Source organism: Paracoccus sp. SSK6, from assembly GCF_039770665.1.
GTDB lineage: Bacteria > Pseudomonadota > Alphaproteobacteria > Rhodobacterales > Rhodobacteraceae > Paracoccus.
In genome coordinates this window covers 23,501-47,002 of sequence record NZ_JBDPNJ010000018.1, presented here as the reverse complement: position 1 = coordinate 47,002, position 23,502 = coordinate 23,501, and the positions used below count along the sequence as shown (strand labels likewise).

The 23,502-nt window shown below is 66.2% G+C and carries 19 protein-coding genes; 10 read left to right on the top strand and 9 right to left on the bottom strand.

The window, feature by feature from the left end:
* From ftsH to folD, 3 genes are all read left to right on the top strand, one after another.
* A complete protein-coding gene (ftsH, locus tag AAIL68_RS12385; RefSeq protein ID WP_347140089.1) occupies window positions 1-1,890 on the top strand; it encodes an ATP-dependent zinc metalloprotease FtsH in 1,890 nt (629 codons plus the stop codon).
* Window positions 1,891-1,986: 96 nt separating this feature from the next.
* Window positions 1,987-2,286, top strand: a complete 300-nt coding sequence (locus tag AAIL68_RS12380; protein ID WP_347140088.1) for a chorismate mutase — start codon at window positions 1,987-1,989, stop codon at window positions 2,284-2,286.
* 14 nt (window positions 2,287-2,300) lie between these two features.
* Entirely contained in the window at window positions 2,301-3,176 is an 876-nt protein-coding gene (gene folD / locus AAIL68_RS12375) for a bifunctional methylenetetrahydrofolate dehydrogenase/methenyltetrahydrofolate cyclohydrolase FolD (protein WP_347140087.1), read from the top strand.
* Between the two features lie 355 nt (window positions 3,177-3,531).
* On the opposite strand, the gene ruvB is transcribed toward folD, so the two are convergent.
* The 5 genes from ruvB to dnaE all read right to left on the bottom strand — a co-directional run bounded on the left by ruvB (window position 3,532) and on the right by dnaE (window position 10,215).
* A complete protein-coding gene (gene ruvB / locus AAIL68_RS12370; protein WP_347140086.1) occupies window positions 3,532-4,563 on the bottom strand; it encodes a Holliday junction branch migration DNA helicase RuvB in 1,032 nt (343 codons plus the stop codon).
* Window positions 4,560-5,471 (bottom strand): zinc metalloprotease HtpX, encoded by a 912-nt coding sequence (gene htpX / locus AAIL68_RS12365; protein ID WP_347140085.1) that lies wholly within the window; start codon window positions 5,469-5,471, stop codon window positions 4,560-4,562. Before htpX ends, ruvB begins: the two co-directional genes overlap by 4 nt.
* A 10-nt stretch (window positions 5,472-5,481) precedes the next feature.
* Window positions 5,482-6,171 carry a Holliday junction branch migration protein RuvA gene (gene ruvA / locus AAIL68_RS12360; protein WP_347140084.1) on the bottom strand — a complete coding sequence of 230 codons (690 nt, stop codon included), beginning with the start codon at window positions 6,169-6,171 and terminating at the stop codon, window positions 5,482-5,484.
* Window positions 6,168-6,665 carry a crossover junction endodeoxyribonuclease RuvC gene (ruvC, locus tag AAIL68_RS12355; protein WP_347140083.1) on the bottom strand — a complete coding sequence of 166 codons (498 nt, stop codon included), beginning with the start codon at window positions 6,663-6,665 and terminating at the stop codon, window positions 6,168-6,170. The genes ruvA and ruvC overlap by 4 nt, the downstream gene beginning before the upstream one ends.
* Before the next feature lie 64 nt (window positions 6,666-6,729).
* Window positions 6,730-10,215, bottom strand: coding sequence for a DNA polymerase III subunit alpha (gene dnaE / locus AAIL68_RS12350; RefSeq protein ID WP_347140082.1), 3,486 nt, complete (start codon window positions 10,213-10,215; stop codon window positions 6,730-6,732).
* Window positions 10,216-10,311: 96 nt separating this feature from the next.
* Between dnaE and AAIL68_RS12345 the strand changes: the two genes are divergently transcribed.
* The 6 genes from AAIL68_RS12345 (at window position 10,312) to AAIL68_RS12320 (ending at window position 16,065) form a co-directional block, all read left to right on the top strand.
* On the top strand, window positions 10,312-11,832 hold the full coding sequence (locus tag AAIL68_RS12345) for an ABC transporter ATP-binding protein (RefSeq protein WP_347140081.1): 1,521 nt from the start codon (window positions 10,312-10,314) through the stop codon (window positions 11,830-11,832).
* On the top strand, window positions 11,829-12,905 hold the full coding sequence (locus tag AAIL68_RS12340) for an ABC transporter permease (RefSeq protein ID WP_347140080.1): 1,077 nt from the start codon (window positions 11,829-11,831) through the stop codon (window positions 12,903-12,905). Before AAIL68_RS12345 ends, AAIL68_RS12340 begins: the two co-directional genes overlap by 4 nt.
* On the top strand, window positions 12,902-13,789 hold the full coding sequence (locus tag AAIL68_RS12335; RefSeq protein WP_347140079.1) for an ABC transporter permease: 888 nt from the start codon (window positions 12,902-12,904) through the stop codon (window positions 13,787-13,789). The genes AAIL68_RS12340 and AAIL68_RS12335 overlap by 4 nt, the downstream gene beginning before the upstream one ends.
* A gap of 30 nt (window positions 13,790-13,819) precedes the next feature.
* A complete protein-coding gene (locus tag AAIL68_RS12330) occupies window positions 13,820-14,899 on the top strand; it encodes a BMP family ABC transporter substrate-binding protein (protein ID WP_347140078.1) in 1,080 nt (359 codons plus the stop codon).
* Between the two features lie 144 nt (window positions 14,900-15,043).
* Window positions 15,044-15,316 (top strand): hypothetical protein, encoded by a 273-nt coding sequence (locus tag AAIL68_RS12325; protein ID WP_347140077.1) that lies wholly within the window; start codon window positions 15,044-15,046, stop codon window positions 15,314-15,316.
* A 116-nt stretch (window positions 15,317-15,432) separates the two neighbouring features.
* Window positions 15,433-16,065: a glycosyltransferase gene (locus AAIL68_RS12320; RefSeq protein ID WP_347140076.1), complete on the top strand. Its 633-nt coding sequence runs from the start codon at window positions 15,433-15,435 to the stop codon at window positions 16,063-16,065.
* Window positions 16,066-16,098: 33 nt separating this feature from the next.
* On the opposite strand, the gene purU is transcribed toward AAIL68_RS12320, so the two are convergent.
* From purU to AAIL68_RS12300, 4 genes are all read right to left on the bottom strand, one after another.
* Window positions 16,099-16,983 (bottom strand): formyltetrahydrofolate deformylase, encoded by an 885-nt coding sequence (purU, locus tag AAIL68_RS12315; protein ID WP_347140075.1) that lies wholly within the window; start codon window positions 16,981-16,983, stop codon window positions 16,099-16,101.
* Between the two features lie 115 nt (window positions 16,984-17,098).
* Window positions 17,099-18,265 (bottom strand): M20 aminoacylase family protein, encoded by a 1,167-nt coding sequence (locus tag AAIL68_RS12310; protein ID WP_347140074.1) that lies wholly within the window; start codon window positions 18,263-18,265, stop codon window positions 17,099-17,101.
* A 58-nt stretch (window positions 18,266-18,323) separates the two neighbouring features.
* Window positions 18,324-19,664: an FAD-binding oxidoreductase gene (locus AAIL68_RS12305; protein ID WP_347140073.1), complete on the bottom strand. Its 1,341-nt coding sequence runs from the start codon at window positions 19,662-19,664 to the stop codon at window positions 18,324-18,326.
* Complete coding sequence (locus tag AAIL68_RS12300; protein WP_347140072.1) at window positions 19,664-21,496, bottom strand: ABC transporter ATP-binding protein; 1,833 nt, start codon at window positions 21,494-21,496, stop codon at window positions 19,664-19,666. The genes AAIL68_RS12305 and AAIL68_RS12300 overlap by 1 nt, the downstream gene beginning before the upstream one ends.
* A 260-nt stretch (window positions 21,497-21,756) precedes the next feature.
* Here AAIL68_RS12300 and AAIL68_RS12295 point away from each other — a divergent pair, with 260 nt between their 5' ends.
* Complete coding sequence (locus tag AAIL68_RS12295) at window positions 21,757-23,460, top strand: peptide ABC transporter substrate-binding protein (RefSeq protein WP_347140071.1); 1,704 nt, start codon at window positions 21,757-21,759, stop codon at window positions 23,458-23,460.
* Window positions 23,461-23,502: the final 42 nt, after the last annotated feature.

The following is a 23,502-nucleotide window of genomic DNA, read 5'->3' as shown; positions in this document are numbered from 1 at the left end:
TTGGGCAACGCACGAAACCTCGCCTTCTGGGTCGTCCTGTTTCTGATGATCCTGGCGCTGTTCAACCTGTTCAGCGACGGCGCCACGACCATGAACAGCCGGCAGATCAGCTATTCCGACTTCATCCAACGCGTGGACAACGGCCAGGTTTCCGCCGTCACCATCGATGGCGAGGAGTTGGGGATCACCGGCACGGACGGCAACCAGTATGCCACCGTCCGCCCGCAGGGCGAGGATATTGCCGACCGCCTGATCGCCAAGAACGTCGATGTGAAGGTCGTCCGCCAGCAGCAGTCGGGCTTCATGTCGCTCTTGGGCGTCTGGCTGCCCTTCATCCTGCTGATCGGCGTCTGGATCTTCTTCATGAACCGGATGCAGGGGGGCGGCAAGGGCGGCGCCATGGGCTTTGGCAAGTCGCGCGCCAAGCTGCTGACCGAAAAGCACGGCCGCGTCACCTTTGACGACGTGGCGGGCATCGACGAGGCCAAGGAAGAGCTTGAGGAGATTGTCGAGTTCCTGCGCAACCCGCAGAAGTTCAGCCGCCTGGGCGGCAAGATCCCGAAGGGCGCGCTGCTCGTCGGCCCTCCGGGCACGGGTAAAACCTTGCTGGCCCGCGCCATCGCGGGTGAGGCTGGCGTGCCCTTCTTCACCATCTCGGGTTCGGACTTTGTTGAAATGTTCGTGGGCGTCGGCGCATCCCGCGTCCGCGACATGTTCGAGCAGGCCAAGAAATCCGCCCCCTGCATCGTCTTCATCGACGAGATCGACGCCGTGGGCCGCGCGCGCGGCGTGGGCATCGGCGGCGGCAATGACGAACGCGAACAGACGCTGAACCAGCTTCTGGTCGAAATGGACGGGTTCGAGGCCAATGAGGGCATCATCATCGTCGCCGCGACCAACCGCCGCGATGTCCTTGACCCCGCCCTGCTGCGCCCCGGCCGCTTCGACCGCCAGATCCATGTGCCGAACCCCGACATCAAGGGGCGCGAGAAGATCCTGTCCGTCCATGCCCGCAAGGTTCCGGTCGGCCCCGACGTGGACCTGCGAATCATCGCGCGCGGCACACCGGGCTTTTCGGGCGCGGACCTGATGAACCTGGTGAACGAGGCCGCCCTGATGGCCGCCCGCATCGGCCGCCGCTTCGTCAGCATGGAAGATTTCGAGAATGCCAAGGACAAGGTCATGCTGGGCGTGGAACGCCGCAGCATGGTCCTGACGCCCGAGCAGAAGGAAAAGACCGCCTATCACGAAGCCGGTCACGCCGTGGTCGGCCTGTCGCTGCCCAAGTGTGATCCGGTCTACAAGGCCACGATCATCCCGCGCGGCGGCGCGTTGGGGATGGTGGTCTCCCTGCCCGAAATGGACCGCCTGAACTTCCACAAGGACGAGGCCAAGCAGAAGCTGGCGATGACCATGGCGGGCAAGGCCGCCGAGATCATCAAGTATGGCGAGGAAGGCGTGTCGAACGGCCCCGCAGGCGACATCCAGCAGGCCAGCCAGCTGGCCCGCGCCATGGTGATGCGGTGGGGCATGTCCGACAAGGTCGGCAATATCGACTATGCCGAGGCGCATGAGGGCTATAACGGCTCGACCGGGGGCTTCTCGATCTCGGCCGCGACGAAGGAACTGATCGAGCAGGAAGTCCGCGACCTGATCGAGGAAGGCTATCAGGAGGCCCGCCGCATCCTGATCGAAAAGGAAGCCGAGTTCGAGCGGCTGGCCCAAGGCCTGCTGGAATACGAGACCCTGACAGGCGAGGAGATCGGCAAGGTGCTGCGGGGCGAACCGTTGGGCGGCGACGACGACACGCCGGGCAGCCTGATCCCGGCGGTCACGGCGATCCCCAAGGCGGGCAAGCCCGCCCCCGGCGGCGACCCCGCCCCGGCATGACGCCCACGAACCCCGGCCACCCGCGCCGGGGTTTTTCTTTGGCCTTGCGCCTTCGGGCCGTCCGGTGCATCCCCCTGCCAGCGAATGGAGGGTCCGATGCAGATCGACGACATCCCGGACATGGCGACGCTGCGCGCCCATATCGACGCGGTTGACGAACAGCTGGTCGCCCTTCTGGCACAGCGCCACGCGCTGATCGCGCGCGCCGCCCGGATCAAGGAACAGGTCGGCCTGCCTGCCCGTATCGACGACCGGGTCGAGGAGGTGGTCGCAAATGTGGGCCGCCACGCCGCATCGCGCGGGCTGGATCCCGCGCTGATCATGGATATCTGGCGGCAACTGGTCGAAGCCGCCATTGCGCAGGAAGACCGCTATCTGAACGGAGACCGCCCGTGACAGTAACAACGCCCATGACCGCAACCTTGATCGACGGCAAGGCTTTTGCCGCCAGCCTGCGCGCCCGCATCGCGACCGAAGTTGCGGCGATGAAGGCCCAAGGCATCACGCCCGGCCTGGCCGTGGTGCTGGTGGGCGAGGATCCGGCGAGCCAGGTTTATGTCCGCTCCAAGGGCCGGATGACCCGCGAGGTCGGCATGAATTCCTATGAGCATCGGTTGCCCGTCGAGACGCCACAGGCCGACCTGCTGGCGCTGATCGACCGCCTGAATGCCGACGCGGCGGTCAACGGCATCCTGGTGCAGCTGCCTTTGCCCAAGCACATGGACGAGGCTGCCGTCATCAACGCCATCGCCCCGGCCAAGGACGTGGACGGCTTTCACATCCTGAACGCCGGGCGGCTGGCGACGGGGCAAAAAGCCATGGTCCCCTGCACGCCGCTGGGCTGCCTGATGCTGCTGCGCGATCACCTGGGCGATCTGGCGGGCAAGAACGCCCTTGTGATCGGGCGCAGCAATATCGTCGGCAAACCGATGGCCCAGCTTCTGCTGCGCGACAGCGCAACGGTGACGGTGGCCCATTCACGGACCGCCAACCTGGCCGATCTGTGCCGTCAGGCCGACATCATCGTCGCCGCCGTGGGTCGCGCGCAATTCGTGAAGGGCGACTGGATCAAGCCGGGCGCGACGGTAATCGACGTGGGCATCAACCGCACCGATGACGGTCTGGTGGGCGATGTCGATTTCGACACTGCCAGCCAGATCGCGGGCGTGATCACTCCGGTGCCGGGCGGCGTCGGCCCCATGACCATCGCCTGCCTGCTGGCCAATACGCTGACCGCGACCGCCCGCGCGAATGGCCTGCCCGACCCCGAAGGCTTGACCCCTTAAGGGCGAGCGCCGGGGGTTTCACACCCCTGCTTGCCGCATGGCGGCAGGCGTTCGCCGCTGAAAAAGGTCCACCGGACCCATCCGGCGGGAAAAAGGTCCACTGGACCTTTTTCTGATCCGCCTCCTATCCGGGTGCGTCTCACCCCGTGGGATATTTTTGTCCGAAGCAGGCGCCTTCATTGTTTCTTAATCATCCGATGGCAATCTGAACGCACGGTACAGGTGGGGACGCCGATGACCGTGGCCGAAACAGGCGCTCCATCCTTCGCGGGATGGAGCGTTCTTCATTCCTGCATTGGACCACAAACGGGGGAGGCGCGCGGCACGCGCGACGGGGGCAGCGCCCCCTGCGGCATCAGCCGTCGAACAGAGTGCCTTGCGAAGGCGCAGACGGCGCCGCAAGGCCCAGATGCCGCCAGGCGCCCGCCGTCAATTGCCGCCCGCGTGGGGTGCGGGCGATCAGGCCCTGTTGCAGCAGGTAAGGCTCGATCACTTCCTCGATGGCATCGCGGCTTTCGGAGAGAGCGGCGGAGAGCGTTTCCACCCCCACCGGACCACCCCCGTAATGCTCCGCCATCTGCATCAGGTAACGCCGGTCGGCGCCGTCCAGGCCCATGTCGTCCACGCCAAGGCGCGTCAGCGCAGCATCGGCAATCTGGCGCGTCAGGCGACCGTCGCCTTCGACCAGGGCGAAGTCCACCACCCGGCGCAGCAGGCGCCCCGCGATGCGAGGGGTGCCGCGGGCGCGGCGGGCGATTTCTCGCGTGCCCTCGGGATCGGCGTCGATGCCCATCAGCCGGGCGCCGCGCTGCACGATCAGGTCCAGTTCGGCAATGGTATAGAATTCTAGCCGCGTCGGGATGCCGAAGCGGTCCCGCAGGGGTGTGGTCAGCAGGCCAAGCCGGGTTGTCGCCCCCACCAGCGTGAAGGGCTGTAACTCGATTCGCACGGTCCGCGCGGCGGGCCCCTCGCCGATCACCAAATCCAACTCGAAATCCTCCATCGCGGGATAGAGGATCTCCTCGACGGCCGGGTTCATGCGGTGGATCTCGTCGATGAACAGCACGTCGCGGGCTTCGAGGTTCGTGAGGATCGCCGCCAGATCCCCCGCCCGTGCCAGCACGGGGCCAGAGGTCATGCGGAAGTTCACGCCCAGTTCGCGCGCCATGATCTGAGCCAGCGTGGTCTTGCCCAGGCCCGGCGGGCCGAAGAACAGCGTGTGGTCCATCGCCTTGCCGCGCATCTTGGCGCTTTCGATGAAAACGCGGAGGTTGGCGCGCGCCTCGGCCTGGCCCACGAATTCGGACAGCATCTGCGGGCGCAGGGCGCGGTCCTCGGAGTCGCTGTCCATGGGTGCGGCGCGCAGGGTGGGGTCTGGCTGGATCATCCCCGCCTCCAAGGTCCGTCGCTGCGCCCGCCGCTGCGTGGGATGGGCGAGGGGCGTTCAGGCGCAAAGCCACGATTGCCGGTCATCGCCATCAGACGGGCGATGCGATCCTCGGTCGCGGGGTGGGTGGCGAACAGGCGATCCATGCGCAGCCCGTTCAGCGGGTTGATGATGAACATCGACGCCGCCGCCGGATTGCGTTCCGCCGGGATGTTCAGCGTGCGCCCCGCCATCTGCGAGATCTTCGCAAGGGCCGAAGCCAGCGCCTGCGGCTGGCCGCAGATCTGCGCGCCGGTCGCATCGGCCTCGAACTCCCGCGCGCGGGAAATCGCCATCTGCACCATCATCGCGGCCAAGGGGGCGAAGATCATCGCCAGGATCGCGCCTAGGCCGCCGCCCCGTTCGTCGCGCCCGCCGGTGAACATCATCATGTTGCCCATCATCGCAATGGCCCCCGCCATGGTCGCCGTGACGGTCATGGTCAGCGTGTCGCGATGCTTGATATGGGCCAGTTCATGGGCGATCACGCCTGCGATCTCGTCCCGCGACAGGCTGCGGACAAGGCCCTGCGTCACCGCCACGGCGGCGTTTTCGGGATTGCGGCCGGTGGCAAAGGCATTGGGCTGTTCGGTCGGCAGCAGATATAACCGGGGCACCGGCAGATCCGCGCGCCGCGCCAGTTCGGCCGTCAGCGCGTAAAGATCGCCGCCCTCCTGAGGAGTCAGTTCAATCGCACCCTGCTGGCGCAGCACCATCTTGTCGCTGTTCCACCAGGAAAAGAAGTTCATGCCCCCGGCCAGCAGCAGCGCGATCAGCGCGCCGCCCTGCCCGCCCAGCATCCAGCCAAGCGCCATGACCAGACCGGTCATGCCGGCCATCAGGATGAAGACCTTGGCGTTCCCGTGCATCAGCGCCCCCTTACTCCTTCGGCGCCAGAAGACGCAGCGCCGCGCGGATCAACGCGGAGGTTTGGGCCGTGGGTTCCCGCGCCTGCGCCTCGGCCACGGCTTGCGCGGCTTCGCTGGCAGCGTAGCCCAGATTGGTCAGCGCGGACAGGGCATCCGCCGTTGCCTGGGCGGCAAGCGCCGCATTGGAGGGCGTGGCGGGCGCGGATGCGGGAACCGGGGCAGCTTCGATGACAGCCGTATCGGCTTCGACCAGGGGGACGCCCATGTCCACGCTCAGCGTCGCGCCGAGCGCCATGACCGAAGGGGCCTTGTCCTTGAGTTCCAGCACCACCCGCTGCGCCAGCTTCGGCCCCACGCCCTGCGCCTTGCGGACCGAGGCCCAGTCGCCAAGCGCAATGGACCGCGCCAATCCCTCGGGCCCCAGTGTGCCCAGGATCGCCAGCGACACCTTGGCCCCCACGCCCTGCACCCCCGTCAGCAGCCGGTGCCATTCCTTTTCCAACATGGACGGGAAGCCGAACAGTTGCAGCAGATCCTCGCGCACCATCAGGTCGGTATAAAGCGCGACCGCCTGCCCCACGGGCGGCAGACTTGCGGCGGTGCGTTCGCTGACATGGACGATATAGCCCACGCCCCGCACATCGATCAGGACATGGTCGCGGGCCCGGTGCAGGATGATCCCGGCGATGCGGCCGATCATGCCGACCGCTCCACGATGCGGAGCGTCCGGCCTTGCAGGTGCCGGGCATGGCAGATGGCAATGGCAAGCGCATCGGCCGCGTCGGCGCTATCAAAGGTGACGCCGGGAAGCTGGACCTTGACCATGTGCTGCACCTGCTCCTTGCCCGCATGGCCCACGCCCACCACGGTCTTCTTGACCGCATTCGGGGCGTATTCGCCGACCGTCAGCCCGGCTTCCGCCGGGGCCAGCAGGGCGATGCCGCGCGCCTGTCCCAGCTTCAGCGTGCCGACCGCGTCCTTGTTCACGAAGGTCTGTTCCACCGCCGCCGCATCGGGCGCATGGGCCGCGATCACCGCACACAGGCCGCGATAAAGCTGCGACAGCCGCGCGCCCAGATCGCCCTCGGTCGTCTGGATCACCCCGTTCGCCACATGGCGCAGGCGCGATCCGTCAACCGAGATCACGCCCCAGCCCATGTTCCTCAGACCCGGATCAATGCCCAGGACGCGCATTGCCTGCCCCTTTCGCTTTTTCGAAGGACTAGCACGAAAGGCGAACATTTGAACAGGGGAAAACCTATTCCTCAAGCACGTCCAGGACGCCGGGCACCGCGCGCAGGGCCTGCCGAGCGGGGGTGGTCAGGGGGGCGTCGTTCGCAACCTCGATCTCGATCACCTCGTCTCCTTCGCGGATCCGCAGCAGGACGGGGCCGCGGCTGCGCGCGGGGACGGTGATTTCGGTGCGGATGCGGGCCAGCGTCTCGGCCAGGCGCGGGATGGTGTCGGTGCCCTGCATCTCCACCGCAAGGCAGCCCGCGCCCGCATCGGCCACCACATCCTCCATCCCCGAGACGGAGTTCGCCAGCATCTTCACCCCGTCGCCCGAGGGCTCCACCTTGACCTGCAACACCACGTTCTGCCCCGGTTCCAGCCGATCGCGGGAGGCGGTCAGCAGGTCGGAGAAGACCGTGACCTCGTAAAGCCCGGTCGGGTCGGACAGGCTGACAAAGGCATAGGGCGTGCCCTTGGCGGACTTGCGCTCCATCCGCGCGGCGACCGTGCCTGCGATGCTGGCGACCAGCGGGCCGCCTAGGGCCTCCTGGCTGATCTCGGCCAGGGTCTGCACCTTCTTGCGCTTGAGCGCAGGCAGGTAGTCGTCCAGCGGGTGGCCGGAGAGATAGAAGCCGACGGCCTTGTGTTCCTCGGCCAGCTTCTCGGTGGGCAGCCAGACGCCCGCGATGGGCGCGCGGGGCGGCGGCAGATCCTCGCCCCCGCCGAACAGCGATGTCTGGCTGGAGGCCGCCTGTTCCTGCACCGCCGCCGACCAGGCGCAAAGCGCGTCCAGGCCCTTGACCACGCGGGCGCGGTTGTCGTCCAGCACGTCGAAGGCCCCGGCGCGGGCCAGCATTTCCAGCGGGCGCTTGCCCACGCGCTTCATGTCCACGCGGCGGGCGAAATCGTGGATGTCGCGGAAGGGCGTGTCGCCCCGCGCGTCCTGGATCAGCTTCATCGCCTCCACGCCCACGCCCTTCAGCGCGCCCAGGGCGTAATGGATGCGGCCTTCGCGCACGCTGAAGGTGGGGGCGGAGCGGTTGACGCAGGGCGGCACGATGGCGATGCCCATGCGGTCGCATTCGCGCTTGTAGATGGCCAGCTTGTCGGTCAGGTGGATGTCGCAGTTCATCACCGCGGCCATGAACTCGACCGGGTGGTTCGCCTTCAGCCATGCCGTCTGATAGCTGACGACCGCATAGGCCGCCGCGTGCGACTTGTTGAAGCCGTAGTTGGCGAATTTCTCCAGCAGGTCGAAGACCTCGCCCGCCTTCTTGGCATCGACGCCGTTCGCCACCGCGCCATCGACGAATTTCGGGCGTTCCTTGGCCATCTCGCTGGCGATCTTCTTGCCCATCGCACGGCGCAGCAGGTCCGCGCCGCCCAGGCTGTATCCCGCCATGACCTGCGCGATCTGCATCACCTGTTCCTGATAGACGATGATGCCCTGCGTCTCGGCCAGGATATGGTCGATGGAGGGATGGATCGACTCCAGATCGCGCAGCCCGTTCTTGACCTCGCAATAGGTCGGAATGTTCTCCATCGGGCCGGGACGGTACAGCGCGACAAGCGCCACGATATCCTCGATGCAGGTGGGACGCATGCGGCGCAGGGCGTCCATCATGCCGCTGGATTCCACCTGGAACACCGCCACCGTCTTGGCGCTGGCGAACAGGTCGTATGTCGCCTTGTCGTCCAGCGGGATCAGGTTGATCTGGTTTTCCGTGCCCGGCGCTGGATCGTAAAGCTTGCGCCCGTCGGCCGCGACATGCAGCGGGCGCCCGCCGCCGTTGATCAGGTCCACGGCGTTCTGGATCACCGTCAGCGTCTTGAGGCCCAGGAAGTCGAACTTCACCAGTCCGGCCTGCTCGACCCATTTCATGTTGAACTGCGTGGCCGGCATGTCGGACGCCGGATCGCGATACAGCGGCACCAGCCGGTCCAATGGCCGGTCGCCGATCACCACGCCTGCGGCATGGGTCGATGCGTTGCGATACAGTCCCTCCAACTGCTCGGCATAGTCCAGCAGGCGCTTGACGACCTCCTCCTTGGCGGCTTCGCGCAGGCGGGGCTCGTCGGCGCGGGCCTTGGCGATGCTGACGGGCTTGACGCCCTCGACCGGGATCATCTTGGACAGGCGGTCCACCTGGCCGAAGGGCATCTGCAAGACGCGGCCCACGTCGCGCACGGCGGCCTTGGACAGAAGCGCGCCGAAGGTGATGATCTGGCCCACCTTCTCGGCCCCGTATTTCCCCTGGACATAGCGGATTACTTCCTCGCGCCGGTCCATGCAGAAGTCGATGTCGAAATCCGGCATCGAGACGCGTTCCGGGTTCAGGAAGCGTTCGAACAGCAGGCTGTAGCGCAGCGGATCGAGGTCGGTGATGGTCAGCGCATAGGCCACCAGCGACCCCGCCCCCGACCCCCGGCCCGGCCCCACCGGAATGTCGTGCTGCTTGGCCCAGCCGATGAAGTCGGCCACGATCAGGAAATAGCCGGGAAAGCCCATCTGCTCGATGATGCCAAGCTCGAACTCCAGGCGGGCGTGGTATTCCTCGACGCTGACGGCGTGCGGGATGACAGCCAGCCGCCGCTCCAGCCCCTCGCGGGCCTGGCGGCGCAATTCGCTGACCTCATCATCGGCAAAGCGCGGCAGGATCGGCTTGTGCTTGCTGACCGCAAAGGCGCAGCGGCGGGCGATCTCGACGGTGTTTTCCAGCGCCTCGGGCAGGTCGGCGAACAGCACGGCCATTTCCTCGGCCGACTTGAAGTAATGCTGCGGCGTCAGGCGGCGGCGGGGCTGGGACTGGTCCACATAGGCCTTTTCCGCGATGCAGATCAGCGCGTCATGCGCCTCGAACATGTCGGCTTTCGGGAAATAGACATCATTCGTGGCAACCAGGGGCAGGCCCTTAGCATAGGCCAGATCGATCAGCCCTTCCTCGGACGCGGCCTCGGCAGGCATCAATTGCCCGTTCTCGCCGGGATGGCGCTGCAATTCGACATAAAGCCGCGTCGGAAAGGCGGCGGCCAGCCGGTCGGCCAGGGTCGCCGCCTTGTCGCGCGCGCCTTGTGCGATCAGGCAGCCCAGCGGCCCGGTCGGACCGCCGGTCAGGCAGATCAGCCCCTCGGCCCTCTCGCACAGCTCATCGACGGTCACATGCGGCAGCGCGCCGCCGTCGCGCAGGTAAAGGCAGGTGGACAGCCCCATCAGGTTCAGCCAGCCCGCCTGATTCTGCGCCAGCAGGACCACCGGCCCCGTCAGCCCGCCCAGGGCATCGGGCAGTTGCAGGGTCATCTGGCAGCCGATGATCGGCTGGACGCCCTTGTCCGTCGCCTTCACGCTGAATTCCAGCGCCGCGAACATCGCGTTGGTGTCGGTCAGCGCGACGGCGGGCATCCCGGCATCCGCTGCCAGGCCCGGCAGCTTGCCCACGGGAATGGCGCCTTCCAGCAACGAATGTTCGGAATGGGTGCGCAGGTGGATGAATCGGGGATTTTTCGCGGGCATGATCAACTGTGTATCGCAGCCTGTCTAAACAGCGCAATTGCCCAAGGGCCACAAGACGCGCTATCACGGATAAAGATTTGACCAAGGGGACAAAGTTTGAACGACGCGGCAGTTTTCCGGGCCTTGGGGATCGGCAAATCCTATCCCGGCGTCCGCGCCAATGACGATGTGTCCTTTGCGGTGCAGCAGGGCGAGATCCATGCGCTGCTGGGCGAGAACGGCGCGGGCAAATCGACGCTGGTCAAGATGATCTATGGTCTGGTCCGCCCGGATCAAGGACAGATGATGCTGAACGGCCAGCCGCACCAGCCCGCCGATCCCCGTGCCGCGCGGGCCGCTGGCGTGGCGATGGTGTTCCAGCATTTCAGCCTGTTCGACGCGCTGACGGTGGCCGAGAACATCGCGCTTGGGATGGAGAACCCGCCGCCCCGGCGCGCGCTTTCCACCCGGATCGCGCAGGTCAGCCAGGACTTCGGCCTGCCGCTGAACCCGGCTCGCCGCGTCGTTACCCTGTCGGCGGGCGAACGCCAGCGGGTCGAGATCATCCGCTGCCTTTTGCAGAACCCGCGCCTGCTGATCATGGACGAACCGACCAGCGTGCTGACCCCTCAGGAAGCGGACCTGCTGTTCGCCACCCTGCGCAAGCTGGCGGATGGGGGGACCGCGATCCTCTATATCAGCCACAAGCTCGAGGAGATCCGCACCCATTGCGACCGGGCGACGATCCTGCGCGGCGGCCGCGTGGTGGACAGTTGCGACCCCCGCGCCCATTCCGCGCGCCAGTTGGCCGCGATGATGGTCGGCGGGGAAATGCGCCCCGTGGACCGCAGCGGGCGACAGGCAGGCGAGGTTCTGCTGCAGGTCCGCGACCTGTCCCAGCCCGCCCCCACAGCGGAAGGCACGGCGCTGAAATCCGTCAGCCTGACCCTGCGCGCGGGCGAGATCCTGGGCATCGGCGGCGTCGCGGGCAACGGGCAGGACGAATTGCTGACGGCGCTTTCGGGCGAGATCCGCAGCATCCCCGGCACAATCCTGCTGGAAGGCGCCGACCTGTCCCGGCTTGGCCCCGAGGCACGCCGCAGCGCCGGGCTTCTGACCGCGCCCGAGGATCGGCTGGGCCATGCCGCCGTCCCGGATTTCAGCCTGACCGACAACACCCTGCTGACCGCAGGCGCGCGCAAGCAGTTGGTGCGCAGCGGCTTGATCGACCGCCCCGCCGCCCGCGCCTTTGCCGAAGCGGTCATCCGCGCCTTCGACGTGCGCACCCCCGGCCCTGGGACCGCCGCGAAGGCGCTGTCCGGCGGCAACCTGCAGAAATTCGTGATCGGCAGGGAAGTGATGCAGGCTCCCCGCGTGCTGGTGGTGAACCAGCCCACCTGGGGCGTCGATGCGGGCGCCGCCGCCGCCGTGCGCCAGTCGCTGCTGGATCTGGCCCGCAGCGGCGCGGGCGTCATCGTGATTTCTCAAGACCTGGACGAACTCTTGGAACTCTCCGACCGCTTCTGCGCGCTGAACGAAGGCCGCCTGTCCGACCCCCGCCCGACCGAGGGCCTGACGCTTGACCAGATCGGCCTGATGCTGGGCGGGGCGCACGGGATGGAGGTGGCCCACCTATGATCCGCCTGATCCCCCGCACCGACAGCGCCCCCCTGCTGCAGATCGTCACGCCCGTCCTGGCGGTGCTGGCGACGATGATTGCAGGCGGCGTCCTGTTCGCCATCATGGGCCATGACCCCGTCGCCGCCATCAGGACGATCTTCTGGGATCCGCTGTTCGGCCCCGCCGCGGGCTATTCCCGCCCGCAACTGCTGGTGAAGGCCGCGCCCTTGATCCTGATCGCATCCGGCCTTGCCGTGGGCTTCCGCGCCGGCATCTGGAACATCGGGGCCGAGGGGCAATACATCATCGGCGCCATCACCGGCGCGGCGGTCGCGCTTGCCGCCTATCCGGCGCAGGAAATGTGGATCTTCCCCGCCATGGTGATCGCGGGCGCGGCAGGGGGTTGGGCTTGGGGCATGATCCCGGCCCTGCTGCGCAACTGGTTCGGCGCGTCGGAAATCCTTGTCTCGCTGATGCTGGTCTATGTCGCGCAGCGCATCGCCGCCTGGATGGCCTTCGGGCCGATGAAGAACCCGGAAGGCTTCGGGATGCCGGGTTCGCGCAACCTGCAGCAATATCCTGCCGCCGCAAACCCCGAACTGATCCCCGGCACCGGCGCACATTGGGGCGTGGTCGCCGCCGCCATCGCCGTGCTGGCCACCTGGTTCCTGATGTCCCGCCACATTCGCGGCTTTCACATCCGCGCCGCCGGGATCGCCCCCCGCGCAGCCCGCTTCGCCGGGGTGAAACCGGAAACCCTGGTGGCCTTCTGCCTGGGCCTGTCGGGCGCGCTTGCCGGGATGGCGGGCCTGTTCGAGGTCGCGGGCCCCGCAGGCCAGATCACCGACAAGGTGGGCGTGGGCTATGGCTTCACCGCGATCATCGTGGCCTTCCTGGGCCGGTTGCATCCCTTGGGCATCCTGCTGGCGGGGCTGTTGCTGGCGCTGACCTATATCGGAGGCGAACTGGCGCAGTTGACACTGAACCTGCCCGCCGCGACCGTGCAGGTCTTCCAGGGGATGCTCCTGTTCTTCCTGCTGGGCTTCGACCTGCTGACCAGATACCGCATCGCCCGGAGGATCACGGCATGATCGACCCCATCGCCCTGTTCCTGCTGCTGTTGTCGGCCTCCACCCCGATCCTCTTCGCCGCCCTGGGCGAGTTGGTCGTGGAACGCGCGGGCGTGTTGAACCTCGGGGTCGAGGGGATGATGATCGTGGGGGCCCTGTCGGGCTTTGCCGCCGCCTATTACAGCGGCAACGCCTTCCTGGGCTTTGCCACAGCCGCCCTGGCGGGGGCGCTCGTCGCCCTGCCCTTCGCGATCCTGACGCAGTTCCTGATGTCGAACCAGGTTGCCTCGGGCCTTGCGCTGACGCTGTTCGGGCTGGGCCTGGCCGCGCTGTTCGGCGACCCAGTCGAAGGGGTCAAGGCCCCCGCCATGGCCTCTGGCCCGCTGGGCCTGAACTGGATCGTCTGGCTGGGGCTGGCGATGGTGCCCGCGACCTGGTGGTTCCTGAACCGTTCGCGCGCGGGCCTGATCCTGCGCGGCGTGGGCGAAAACCACGATGCGGCCCATGCGCTGGGTTATGACGTGCGGCGCATCCGCATCGCGGCCATCGCCTTTGGCGGAGCCATGGCGGGGATCGGCGGGGCCTTCATTTCCATCGCCACCGTGCTGCAATGGTCCGAGGGCATGACGGCGGGCGCAGGCTGGATCGCCCTTGCCATCGTGGTCTTTTCCAACTGGACGGCCGTGGGCGTGCTGGCGGGGGCCTGGCTCTTCGGCGGCGTCACGGTGCTGCAACTGCGCCTGCAGGCGGCGGGTGTCCGGGTGCCGGTGCAGCTTCTGTCGATGGCGCCTTATCTTGCGACGATCATCGTTCTGGTGGCGATCTCGGCCCGGCAGAAATTCAGCCGTCGCGCGGGCAGCGCCGCCCCCGGATCGCTGGGACAGGATTTTCACGCTCTGCGCTGAGAGCAAGGGGCCAATCGGAGAGAGGGACACATGAACCGCAGACAGCTTATCGCCAGCGTCGCCGCCATGACGACGATCAGCCTTGCCGCGCCCGTCTGGGCGCAGGAAGACCCGCTGAAGGTCGGCTTCATCTATGTGGGCCCCGTCAGCGACGGCGGCTGGACCTATCAGCACGACCAGGGCCGACTGGCCGTCGAACAGGAGTTCGGCGACCGGGTGGAAACCACCTATCTGGAAAGCGTCCCCGAAGGGGTGGATGCCGAACGCGCGCTGACCCAGCTGGCGCTTGCGGGCAACGACGTGATCTATGCGACCAGCTTTGGCTACATGGACGCCGTGATGAACGTCGCGGCCAAGTTTCCCGACATCAAGTTCGAACACAACACCGGCTACAAGCGCGCCGACAACGTCGGCACCTATGACGGGCGTTTCTATGAAGGCCGCGCCGTGACGGGCACCATCGCGGGCCGGATGACCAAGAGCAACAAGATCGGCTATATCGCGACCTTCCCCATCCCCGAGGTGATCCAGGGCATCAACTCGGCCTATATCCACGCGAAAAAGGTCAACCCGGATGTCGAGATGAAGGTCGTCTGGGCCTATACCTGGTTCGACCCCGCGAAAGAGGCCGACGCGGCGAACGCCCTGATGGCCGAAGGCGTGGACGTGATCCTGCAGCACACCAACTCGACCGCGCCGCTGGCGCAGTTGCAGCAGCAGGACAAGATCGGCTTCGGCCAGGCCAGCGACATGTCGTCCTTCGCGCCCTCGCCGCGCGTGTCCTCGGTCTACAACAACTGGGGGGCGCATTACGTGAAAAGCGTGGGCCGCATCCTGGACGGCAGCTGGAAGCCCGAGGCCGTCTGGGGCGGCATCGGCGACGGCATCGTGGCCATCGGCGAGATCACCGAGGCCGTCCCCGACGAAGTCAAGGCCGAGGCCGAGGCCCTGCGCGACAAGATCGGCGCGGGCGAATACCACCCCTTTACGGGCCCGCTGAACAAGGCCGACGGCAGCGTCTGGCTGGCCGAGGGAGAGGTTGCCAAGGACGAAGATCTGTCCGCCATGAACTTCTTCGTCGAAGGCATCACCGCGGAACTGCCGAAATAAGCCCCGCGTGAACGTTTTGGTAACCGCCCCTTTGTATAAAGACGGGGCGGTTGCCGTGAAGTTTCCGAGTTCCTATCCGCCATGGCGCACCGCAGCGACATTTCAGTTGCGGGGTGTTCCATGGCCTCAGTTCCAAGGTGTTCCATGGTTGGTGACAAAGCCCCTAAATGGGTCGTAGCCGCGCATTTCTTCACCGGTCATGCCGACAGATGGCTTGATGATTTCATAGACGATCAGGATGTTCGTTTCGAAAAGGCCATTCCGCCAAAGCAGTCGCGCGACTGGCATTTCCGCAAGAAGACCGTGACCCCGGTTGTTGAATGGCTGGTCCATTTCCGCCATGCTTTCGCTGCCCTCAGACGAAAGCCGGGATCATCGTCTGCTTTCCGCAACTGGCCATGTGCGCGGCGCTTTTGAAGCTGATCCTTCGTCAGAGGATCAGGATTATCGCCTATAATTTCAACCTTGGCGCATTGCCGCCCGGCCGGCGCCAGAAGCTGGCAAGGTTCGCTTCCCGGCAGATTGACCGCTTCGTGGTGCATTCACCGCTGGAAATCCCAAGATACGCCCGCTATCTCGGCGTGCCGCAGGACAAAATCCGCTTTGTGCCTCTGCAACGCGGGAAGATCGACATCCTCCGCCAGGAGGATGTCCGCGAGCCTTATCTTCTCGCGCTCGGCTCGGCCAACCGAGATTATGCGACGCTGATCGCAGCCGTGGACGAGTTACGAATCCGTACGATCATCGTCACCCGCCCCGAGGCGATTGAAGCCTTGCCGAAAAGCCCGATGGTCACCTTCCTGTCCGGCCTGACGCAAAGGCAGTGCAACGAACTGATGGCCGCAGCGCGGATCAGCGTCACCCCCGTCGCGAACCAGGAAACCGCCTCGGGTCAGATCACCTTCCTGACCGCGATGCAGATGGGCGTTCCGGTGATCGCCACATCCTGTCCCGGTACCATCGGCTATGTCGAACATGACAGCACCGGCCTTCTAGTCGAGGCCGGCGATGTCGCCCAGATGAAGGGGGCGATCCAGACCCTGTGGCAGAACGGGGCCAAGCGGCATGACCTGTCCGAACGCGCGCGGGCGGAATGGTCGAACCGCTTTTCCGATAGGGCCGCGGCAAACAGCCTTCATCGGCTTATCCGGGAGATCGGAGGATGACGCTCCGACATCCCCTCCCGTCCTCGCCGCAGCTTACCCCATCCGTTCACTGACATAGCTGCCCGGCGAGGGCGGGAAGACCACCGTCTTTTCGCCGTTCAGGAACACCCGGCCGTGGATATGGGCGTGGATGGCGCGGGCCAGCACCTGCGCCTCGACATCGCGGCCAAGCGAGACATAGTCGCCCGGCGATTGCGAATGGGTGACGCGCACCGTGTCCTGTTCGATGATCGGGCCTTCGTCCAGGTCGGCGGTCACGTAATGGCTGGTCGCGCCGATCAGCTTCACCCCGCGCTCATAGGCCTGCTTGTAGGGGTTGGCGCCCTTGAAGGACGGCAGGAAGCTGTGGTGGATGTTGATGATCCGGCCCGACATGGCCTGGCACATCTGATCCGACAGAACCTGCATGTAGCGCGCCAGGACCACCAGTTCGGCGCCCGTGTCGCGGACGATGCGCATCTGCTCGGCCTCGGCCTGGGCCTTGTTCTCGGGCGTGACCTTGATGCAGTAATAGGGCAGGTCGTGGTTCACCACGACCTTCTGATAGTCCATGTGGTTGGAAATCACCGCCACGATGTCGATGGGCAGCGCGCCGATCCGCCAGCGGTACAGCAGATCGTTCAGGCAATGCCCGAAGCGGCTGACCATGATGATGACCTTCATCTTCACCGCGTCGTCGCTGAAGCTGGCCTCCATGCCGAAGCGTTCGGCGATGGGGGTCATGCCCTGCTGCAACTGCTCCAGCGTCGCGGCCCCTTCGGACCGGAAGCTGACGCGCATAAAGAAGCGGCCGGTTTCCGAATCGTCGAACTGCGCGCTGTCGGTGATGTTGCAGTCATGTCCGGCAAGATAGCCCGAAATGGCGGCCACGATCCCGCGGGTCGAGGGGCAGGTAACGCGCAGCGTATAGCTTTTCATAAGGTCCGCTTCCTTGGCTGTCTGGTGACGCCATTTCGGACGATTGGCGGGCAATGACAATCATGTTTCCGACACCGCCGGAGGGCCTTGCGACATTCCGGCGGCGGGATGGCGGTCAGGCGGCGGGCATCCGTGCCTCGACCATGCCGGCATACCAGCTGGATCCGGCGGGGATCGCGTCGTCGTTGAAGTTGTAGGCCGGGTGATGGACCATCGCCGTGTCGCCATTGCCCACGAAGATATAGGCGCCCGGCTTTTCGTTCAGCATGTAGCTGAAATCCTCGCCGCCCATCATCGGCTGCATGGACAGGTTCACGTCGCCCGCGATGTCGCGCGCCACATCGGCGGCCCAGACGGTCGCCTGGTCGTCGTTCATCGTGACCGGATAGCCGGGCTGGTAATCCACCTGCGCGGTGGCGCCCATGGCGGCGGCGACGTTGGTGGCGATGCGGATGATCCCTTCCTCAAGCTGCTTGCGGACGGCCGGATCCAGGCTGCGGGCGGTGCCCTTCAGCTTCACTACCTGCGGGATCACGTTATGCGCCGTCGAATCGGTGGACACCACGCAGACCGAGACCACGGCGTTCTTCAGCGGATCGACATTGCGCGACACGATGGATTGCAGCGCCACGATGATCTGAGCTGCGGTCAGCGTGGTGTCGATGCATTCATGCGGCTTGGCCGCATGGCCGCCCTTGCCGGTGACGGTGATGTCGAACTGGTCGGCGGCGGCCATCATGGCGCCGGGCTTGATCGCGAAGGTGCCGACGGGGATGCCCGGCATGTTGTGCATCCCGTAGAATTCCTGGATGTTCCAGCGGTCCACCAGGCCGTCCTTGACCATCGCCTCGCCCCCTGCCCCGCCCTCCTCGGCGGGCTGGAAGATCACCACGGCGGTGCCGTCGAAATTGCGCGTCTCCGCCAGGTATTTCGCGGCCCCCAGCAGCATGGCGGTATGGCCGTCATGGCCGCAGGCATGCATCTTGCCCGGCGTCTTGGACGCATAATCCAGCCCGGTCTGCTCGACCACCGGCAGGGCGTCCATGTCGGCGCGCAACCCGATCACGCGGCCCTGGCTGTCGGTCTTGCCCTTGATCACGCCGACCACGCCGGTCCGGCCCACCCCCTCGGCCACCTCGTCGCAGCCAAAGTCGCGCAGCAGCTGGGCCACGCGGCCCGCGGTGCGATGCACGTCATAAAGCAGTTCGGGATGCTCGTGGAAATCGCGCCGCCACGCGGTGATCTCGGGCAGAAGTTCGGCAAATCGGTTCTTGACGGGCATGGTTCATCTCCTTCGCGGCAGCAGGTTGAACCCTTTGTGCAGGTTGTGCAAGCGTCTGCTAGATCTCGAGCCCAAGCGTGACGGGCGATCCGTCGATAAAGCGGGCATAGCGGAAGCGCGACAGGTCATGGCCGGGGTCGCGGTTCTGGATCAGGCGCGACATGACATGGCCCACGCCCGGCCCGATGCCGAAGCCGTGGCCCGACAGGCCGGTGGCGATGAACAGGCCGGGGATCGCGCTTTCATCCAGCACCGGCACCTGGTCGGGCATCGTGTCGATCATCCCCGCCCAGACCGCACGCAATTTCGGCACCCCGATCTGCGGAAAGGCGGCCGCGAAATCCTGTTGCAGCTTTTTCAGGCGCCGCGGGTTCGGGGGCGGGTTCAGGACGCGCATCGCCTCGAACGGGGTGGGCCTGTCGGCCCGCCAGCGGCGGGGCGTGCGCCAGTTGTCGGGATAACCTGCGGGGGCGAAGGCCTGCAGGCGGGTCTGCGACAGGTCGCGCCGGATCATCGGCAGATAGGCGCGCAGGTGGCGGAAGGCGGCAGGCCCGATCCAGAAGTCGTGGCCCGTGCCCGGCGCCAAGGTATAGCCGCCGTCGGCGCGACGGCGGAAGGCGAAATCGGGATCGGCCGCGGCCCCCTGCCAGATGTCGGGCAGGGCTTCGGTCGCGGCGGCGGTGGCGCGGACGGACAGCTGCGGCAGGTGCAGCCCGGCATTGGCGGCAAACAGCCCCGACCAGGCGCCGCCCGCCAGCAGCACGCGGTCGGCGCGAACCGGGCCATCTTCGGTCACGACGCCGCTGATGCGGCCCGCCTGGGTTTCAATGGCGCGGACAGCGCAATGTTCGCGGATCGCCACGCCTTCGCGGGCGGCCAGCCGGGCGATGGCGGGGACCGCCGTCGCTGGTTCCGCGCGCATGTCGGACGGCGTCTGCAAGGCCCCTGCCCATCCTGCCTTGTGCGGCATGGCCTGCGCCAGTTCCGCGCGGCCCAGGATGCGGCTGTCCAGCCCGTGCCGCCGCGCAACCGTCAGCCAGTTTTCGTATCGCGCCAGCGTCGCCTCGTCCCGCGCCAGATAGCTGACGCCGCAGGTGGTCAGGCCCAGCCCGTCGCCCAGTTCCTGCGCCAGCCCCTGCCACAACCGACGGGCGGTCAGCATCACGGGAATCTCCGCTTCGTCCCGGCCTTGCGCCCGGACCCAACCCCAGTTGCGGCTGGATTGTTCGGCGGCGATCAGCCCCTTTTCGCACAGGACGACCGACAGCCCGTCGCGGGCCAGATACAGCGCGGTCGTCACCCCGGCGATGCCGCCGCCGATCACCACCACATCGGCGGCACCGGGCAAGGGCGCGCGGAACTGCGGGGCGGCATCGGCCGCGATGGGCGGGCCTTGCATCAGTGATGCGTCGCCGGATCGACCAGAACCCTGTGGCCCGGCGCGATCTCCTTATAGACCGAGGACGGGGCTTGGTAATCGACCGGGTGGATCGGCGAGGGGATGGGCTTGAACTTCAGATCCTCGCTGATCTTCTTCTGGCGCGGGTCGGCCACAGGCACGGCGGCCATCAACTGCTTGGTATAGTTGTGCTGCGGGTTTTCGAAGACCTGCTGGCGGGTGCCGATTTCCACGATGCGGCCCAGATACATCACGCCGACATGGTGGCTGACCCGTTCGACCACCGCCATGTCGTGGCTGATGAACAGCATCGAGATCCCCAGATCCCCCTGCAATTCCATCAGCAGGTTCAGCACCTGCGCCTGCACCGACACGTCAAGCGCCGACACGGCCTCGTCCGCGATGATCAGCTTGGGGTTCAGCGCCAAGGCGCGGGCGATGGCGATGCGCTGACGCTGGCCGCCCGACATCTCGTGCGGATAGCGGCGCATGAAGCTGCGGGGCAGTTCCACCCGGTCGAACAGCGCGGCGATGCGGTCGCGGCGTTCGGACCGGCTGCCGATGCCGTAATTCTCCATCGGCTCGGCCACCTGGTCATACAGCTTCATGTGCGGGTCGAGGCTGGCGAAGGGATCCTGGAAGATCATCTGCATGTCGCGGCGCGCGCGGCGCAATTCGCCCGGCGACAGCGCCAGGATGTCGGTGCCGCCCAGATCGACCTTGCCGGATTCGGGTTCCACCAGCCGCAGGATCGACCGGCCGCAGGTTGATTTTCCGCAACCGGATTCGCCCACCAGCGACAGGGTTTCGCCCGCGTTGATGGTAAAGCTCACATCCTCGACCGCGTGGACGCGGGCCGTGGTGCGGCGCAGAAGCCCGCCCTTGACGGCAAAGCGCGTGGTCAGGTTCTGGACCGTCAGCAGGGGCTTCGGATCCTTCACGATGATCGGCTCGGGCGCGCTGACCGTGCCGTCGCGCATCAGCCGCATCCGTTCGGGGGCCGCCTTGCCGGTCATTTCCCCAAGGCGCGGCACGGCGGCCAGCAGCATCTTGGTGTAATCCTGCTGCGGATTTTCGAAGATTTGCTCGACCGGGCCTTCCTCGACCTTCTGGCCGCGATACATGACAACCACGCGGTCGGCCATTTGTGCCACCACGGCCATGTCATGGGTGATGAACAGCACCGCGATCCGCTTTTCGCGCTTCAGCCGGTCGATCAGCGCCAGGATCTCGGCCTGGATGGTCACGTCAAGCGCGGTCGTGGGTTCGTCGCAGATCAGCAGGCGCGGTTCGCAGGCCATGGCGATGGCGATCACGACCCGCTGGCGCATCCCGCCGGACAGTTCATGCGGATACTGGTCCATGCGGCGTACGGGTTCGGGGATGCGGACCTGGCGCAGGATCTCCAGCGCGCGGGCGCGGGCCTGGGTCTTGGTCATGCCGCGATGGACCATCAGGCCTTCGGTCAACTGGTCCCCCACGGTGAAGACCGGGTTCAGCGCGGTCATCGGTTCCTGGAAGATCATGCCGATCTGGTTGCCGCGGATGTCGCGCATGGCGGGCGTGGATTGCTGCGCCAGGTCGATGACCTTGCCGTCGCCCCCGTCGAACATCAGCCGACCGCCCGCGATGGTGCCGCCGCCGAATTCCACCAGCCGCATCAGGGACAGCGAACTGACCGACTTGCCCGACCCGGACTCGCCCACCACGCAGACGCATTCGCCGGGATTGATGGCAAAGCTGACATCCTTGACGCCGACGACGACGCCATCGCCGGTTTCGAACTCGACCCGGAGTTCTTCAATGGAAACAAGCGGCTTGTCGTCCAGCATCCTGCAGCCTCCCGGCATGGCCCTGGCTGGAGGCTAGCCGCGCCCGCATGAAAATCAAAGTCGAAAGAACCGTGTATGACGTTACGCGATAAGACTTGCTTTCCAAAAGGGCTTCGATTGAAACTGATCCCATTCCGCAAAGGGGCGGGACCAGGACAAGGCCCGGATGGACGGGATGAATCAAGAGCATAAGCCCGCAAAGGGCACCAAGCCGTTCTGAACCACCGCCCGCGGGCCGCAACTTCCGACAGGAGAGATCGATGAAGCTGAAGACACTGCTGATGGGCGCCGCAGCCAGCCTGGCCCTTGCACCCGCCGCGATGGCCGAACGCGGCAGCGACGGGGCGCTGAACATCATCATGTGGCAGGCGCCGTCCACGATGAACATCTATCTGACCGGCGGCACCAAGGAGGTGATCGCCTCCAGCATGGTGCTGGAACCGCTGGCCAAGGCCGCGCCCGACGGCAAGCTGGTCCCGAGCCTGGCGACCGAGATCCCCTCGATCGAGAATGGCGGCATCGCCGAGGATCTGAAATCGGTCACCTGGAAGCTGAAGGAAGGCGTCAAGTGGTCGGACGGCACGCCGCTGACCGCCGCCGATGTGGTCTTTTCGGCCGAATACTGCATGCATCCCGAAGGCGGCTGTTCGCAGCTTGCCAAGTTCGAGGGCGTGGAAAGCGTCGAGGCGGTCGATGACCTGACCGTGCGGATCAACTTCTCGGAACCGATGCCCGATCCCTTCTCGGCCTTCACGGGGGCGCAGTCGCCGATCCTGCAAAAGGCGCAGTTCGAGCAATGCCTGGGGGCCAATGCGCCGACCTGCACCGACCAGAACTTCAACCCGATCGGCACCGGCCCCTTCCGGGTGACGAAGTTCCTGACCAACGACGTGATCACCTTCGAGGCGAATCCCGAATACCGCGAGGCCGACAAGCCCGCCTTCGCGACCGCGACCATGAAGGGCGGCGGCGATGCGGCGGCGGCGGCCCGCGCGGTGCTGGAAACGGGCGAATACGATTACGCCTGGAACACCCAGCTTGCCCCTGACGTGATCGCCGGGATGGAGCAGATGGGCAAGGGCAAGGTCAGCGCGGCCTTTGGCAGCCTGATGGAACGGATCCATGTCAACCTGACCGACCCGTCGTCGTCCCTGCCGGAAGGCGAGCGTTCGACCAAGGCCCATCCCCATCCCTTCCTGTCGGATCCTGCGGTGCGCAAGGCCCTGTCCATGGCCATCGACCGCCAGCTTCTGGCGGAAATCGGCTATGGCACGGCGGGCAAGCCCACCTGCAACTATGTCCCCGCGCCCGAGGCCTGGGCCTCGCCCAACGAGGAATGCCTGACCCAGGACATCGAGGGCGCGAAGAAGCTGCTGGACGAGGCCGGCTGGACCGTCGGCGGCAGCGGCATCCGCGAAAAGGACGGCGTGCCGCTGAAGATGGTCTTCCAGACCTCGGTCAACGCGGTGCGGCAGGACTTCCAGGCGCTCATCAAGCAGTGGTGGTCGGAAATCGGGATTGAAACGGAGCTGAAAACCGTCGATGCCTCGGTCTTTTTCGGGTCCGATCCCGGCTCGCCCGACACGCTGCAAAAGTTCTATGCGGACGTGGAAATGTATGCCGACAACTTCGAAGGCGGCAACCCCGCGCCCTATCTGGCGAAATGGACCTGCGACAAGGCGCCGAGCCCGGAAAACCAGTGGCAGGGCGAGAATATCAGCCGCTTCTGCGACGAGGCCTATGACGCGCTGATGGTGGAACTGTCCAAGACCGTCGATCCGGCGGAACGCGGCAAGATCGGCCAGAAGCTGAACGACATGTTGACCAAGGACAGCAACGCGATCATTCCGCTGATCTATCGCGGCACGGCCTCGGCCCATTCCAACACCCTGGGCGGCGTCCAGTTGAACGCCTGGGATTCGGAACTGTGGAACGTGGCCGACTGGACCCGCGTCCAGCAATGATGCCCCTTCCGGCCCCGCGATCCCGTGGGGCCGGATCTTCAA